This is a genomic window from Frankia tisae (assembly GCF_025403405.1).
Lineage (GTDB): Bacteria > Actinomycetota > Actinomycetes > Frankiales > Frankiaceae > Frankia > Frankia tisai.
Genome location: NZ_JANEZT010000567.1, coordinates 1 through 2,789 on the forward strand (window position 1 = coordinate 1; position 2,789 = coordinate 2,789).

4 protein-coding genes are annotated in these 2,789 nt (G+C 73.0%); 3 read left to right on the forward strand and 1 reads right to left on the reverse strand.

The features are described from left to right. Positions 1 to 266: 266 nt before the first annotated feature. From NBZ85_RS29885 to NBZ85_RS29895, 3 genes are all read left to right on the forward strand, one after another. Positions 267 to 746 carry a Zn-ribbon domain-containing OB-fold protein gene (locus NBZ85_RS29885; RefSeq protein ID WP_261558966.1) on the forward strand — a complete coding sequence of 160 codons (480 nt, stop codon included), beginning with the start codon at positions 267 to 269 and terminating at the stop codon, positions 744 to 746. Beyond that, positions 743 to 1,930, forward strand: a complete 1,188-nt coding sequence (locus NBZ85_RS29890; RefSeq protein ID WP_261558968.1) for a thiolase family protein — start codon at positions 743 to 745, stop codon at positions 1,928 to 1,930. Before NBZ85_RS29885 ends, NBZ85_RS29890 begins: the two co-directional genes overlap by 4 nt. Positions 1,931 to 2,002: 72 nt before the next feature. Further along, positions 2,003 to 2,476: a MaoC family dehydratase gene (locus NBZ85_RS29895; RefSeq protein ID WP_009738322.1), complete on the forward strand. Its 474-nt coding sequence runs from the start codon at positions 2,003 to 2,005 to the stop codon at positions 2,474 to 2,476. On the opposite strand, the gene NBZ85_RS29900 is transcribed toward NBZ85_RS29895, so the two are convergent. Continuing rightward, positions 2,449 to 2,789, reverse strand: a 341-nt coding sequence (locus NBZ85_RS29900) for a CoA transferase (RefSeq protein WP_261563282.1), incomplete at its 5' end; no start/stop codon positions are given. The genes NBZ85_RS29895 and NBZ85_RS29900 overlap by 28 nt on opposite strands.

Genomic DNA, 2,789 nt, shown 5'->3' on the forward strand with positions numbered 1-2,789 from the left:
GGGTGGACCTCTGTCAGGTGAACCTCTTGTCAACTGCCCACTACCCTGCCTGGGAACGCCACCGGTGCCGCGCTACCCCGGCCATGAGACCTTTGTTTGACGGAAATGTCAAGTTCTCCTAGGGTGCAGCTGGTGGGGGCGCCAGCCGCCCCTGAGGTCCACTGTGGGACCTACGGACGGCGCCATCGAGGGCGCCGTCCGTCAAGTGCGCGGCCCGGCCGATGCCATCCACCGCGACGGCGTCGGGGGCCGTGGGAGGAGGCGGCGTGACGGATACGGATTCCCCTGCGTACGCGAGGCCCGAGCGGCGGCTGCTGCCGCAGCCGACCGCCGAGTCGACGGCGTTCTGGACCGGCGGGCGCGATGGCCAGCTGCTGATCAGCCACTGTCGGGCCTGCGGACATTTCTTCCACCCACCGGGCCCGGTGTGCTGGCGCTGCCGCAGCACCGACGTCGGCCCGCAGCCGGTCTCCGGCCGGGCGACGGTGGCCGCCTACACGATCAACCGCCAGCCGTGGATACCCGGCTACCCGCCGCCGTACGTGGTGGCGATGGTGGAGCTCGCCGACGAGCCGGACGTCCGCCTCATCACCAACATCGTCGACGTCCCGCTCGACGAGGTGCGCGTGGGCCTGGAGGTAGAGGTGTTCTTCGAACAGTGGCCGGCCGAGCCCGGCCCGGATGACTCACCGGTGTGGCTGCCGCTGTTCCGGTCGGCCACGGCGACGGTTGGGGGTGCACGATGAGCGGCGGGCCGTTCGACGGCAAGGCGGTCATCACCGGGGCCGGCAAGTCCCAGGTGGGCCGGCGCCTCGGCCGCACCGGGCTGGACCTGACCATCGAGGCGGTGACCCGCGCGATCGCCGACGCGGGCCTGTCGGTCGACGACATCGACGGCATTGCCAGCTACCCGGGGCCCGGTGTGCCGGACCTGGGTTTCTCCGGTGCCACCATCACCGAGGTCCGCAACGCCCTCGGCCTGCGCAGCCGCTGGTACCTGTCCTCGACGGAGACCGCCGGGCAGATCGGCCCGGCGATCGAGGCGTGCATGGCCGTCACCCTGGGGCTGGCCAACCACGTCGTCGTCTACCGCTCGGTCTGGGAGTCGACCGCGCAGGCCGGCGCCGGCCGGGCGTCGGTGCTCTTCGGCGGCGGGGCGCTGTCCGGGCACCTGGAGTACACGGGGCCCTTCGGCGCGCTGTCCGCGGCGAACTGGCTGTCCATGCCCGCCCAGCGCTACATGCACGACTTCGGCCTCACCCGCGAGCAGCTCTCCGCGATCCCGCTCAACGCCCGCGCCAACGCCGGGCTCAACCCGGACGCGATCTACCGCGACCCGCTGACCCTCGACGACTACCTGGGCGCCCGGATGATCTCCGAACCACTGTGCCTGTTCGACTGCGACGTGCCCTGCGACGGGGCGACCGCGGTCATCATCTCCCGGCGCGACGCCGCGGCCGGGCTGCCGCGCCACCCGCTGACGGTGGAGTCGGTCGGCACCGGGATGTTCGAGCGGGCCACCTGGGACCAGCGCGTCGACCTCACCACCATGGCGGCGCACGATGTGGCCGCCACCCTGTGGGAGCACACCACCCTGGGTCCGGCCGACGTCGACCTCGCCCAGCTCTACGACGGGTTCAGCTTCCTGACCGTGATCTGGCTGGAGGCGCTGGGCTTCGCCGAGCATGGCAAGGTCGGGCCGTTCATCGAGGGTGGCGAGCGCATCGCCCTGGACGGCCCGCTACCGCTGAACACCTCCGGCGGGCAGCTCTCCGGCGGCCGGCTGCACGGCATGGGCTTCCTGCACGAGGCGTGCGTGCAGCTCTGGGGCGAGGGCGGCGAGCGGCAGGCGCGCAACAGCCCCGAGGTCGCGGCGGTGGGCGTCGGCGGCGGCCCGGTCGGCGGCGCGATGCTGCTCAGCACCCGCTGAGCCACCCGGTACGACGCGCCAGCCGGTACCGCCGACCCGAGCATCCGCCGTAACCAGCAGGGAGAACGGATCATGGAGATCTACCGCAGCGCGGCCGACCTGGAGGCCGCGCTCGGCACGGAGATCGGCCCCACCGACTGGCTCACCGTCGAGCAGTCGCGGATCGACCTGTTCGCCGACGCCACCGAGGATCACCAGTGGATCCACGTCGACCCCGAGCGGGCCGCCGGCGGCCCGTACGGGGCGACGATCGCCCATGGCTTCCTCACCGCGTCGCTGGTGCCGTACTTCATGAACAAGCTGCGCACCATCGAGGGCATCCGGATGGGCATCAACTACGGCCTGGACCGGGTGCGCTTCCCCTCGCCGGTGCGGGCCGGCGCGCGCATCCGCGCCCGCGCGACCCTCATCGACCTGCGCAAGCTTGACGACGGAGCCGTCCAGGTCACCAACCGGGTGACGATCGACGTCGACGGCTCCGCCAAGCCCGGCTGCGTCGTCGAACTGCTGGCCCGGTACTACTTCGCCGACGCCGCCGGTTCCTGAGCCGGCGCCGTCCACTCGCGCAGGACCTCGCCGGTGTGCTGGCCCGCCGTGGGCAGTACACCGGCGTCCGGGGCGCCGCCTGTGGCCAGGCCGTGAGCGTCCGGGTCGCCGGCGGCGCGTGGGGCCGGTGCCGGCACGGTCACCGTCGCGCCGTCCGGGGTGCGCAGCGTCCGCAGGGCTCGCCGGTGGCGCAGGTGCGGGTCCGACACCACGTCATGGGCGGTGTTGACGGGCGCCCCGGGCAGCCGTGCGGCGGCGAGGCGTTCCACCGCCTCCGCGCGGTCGAGCCCGCCCGCCCACGTCCGCACCGCCT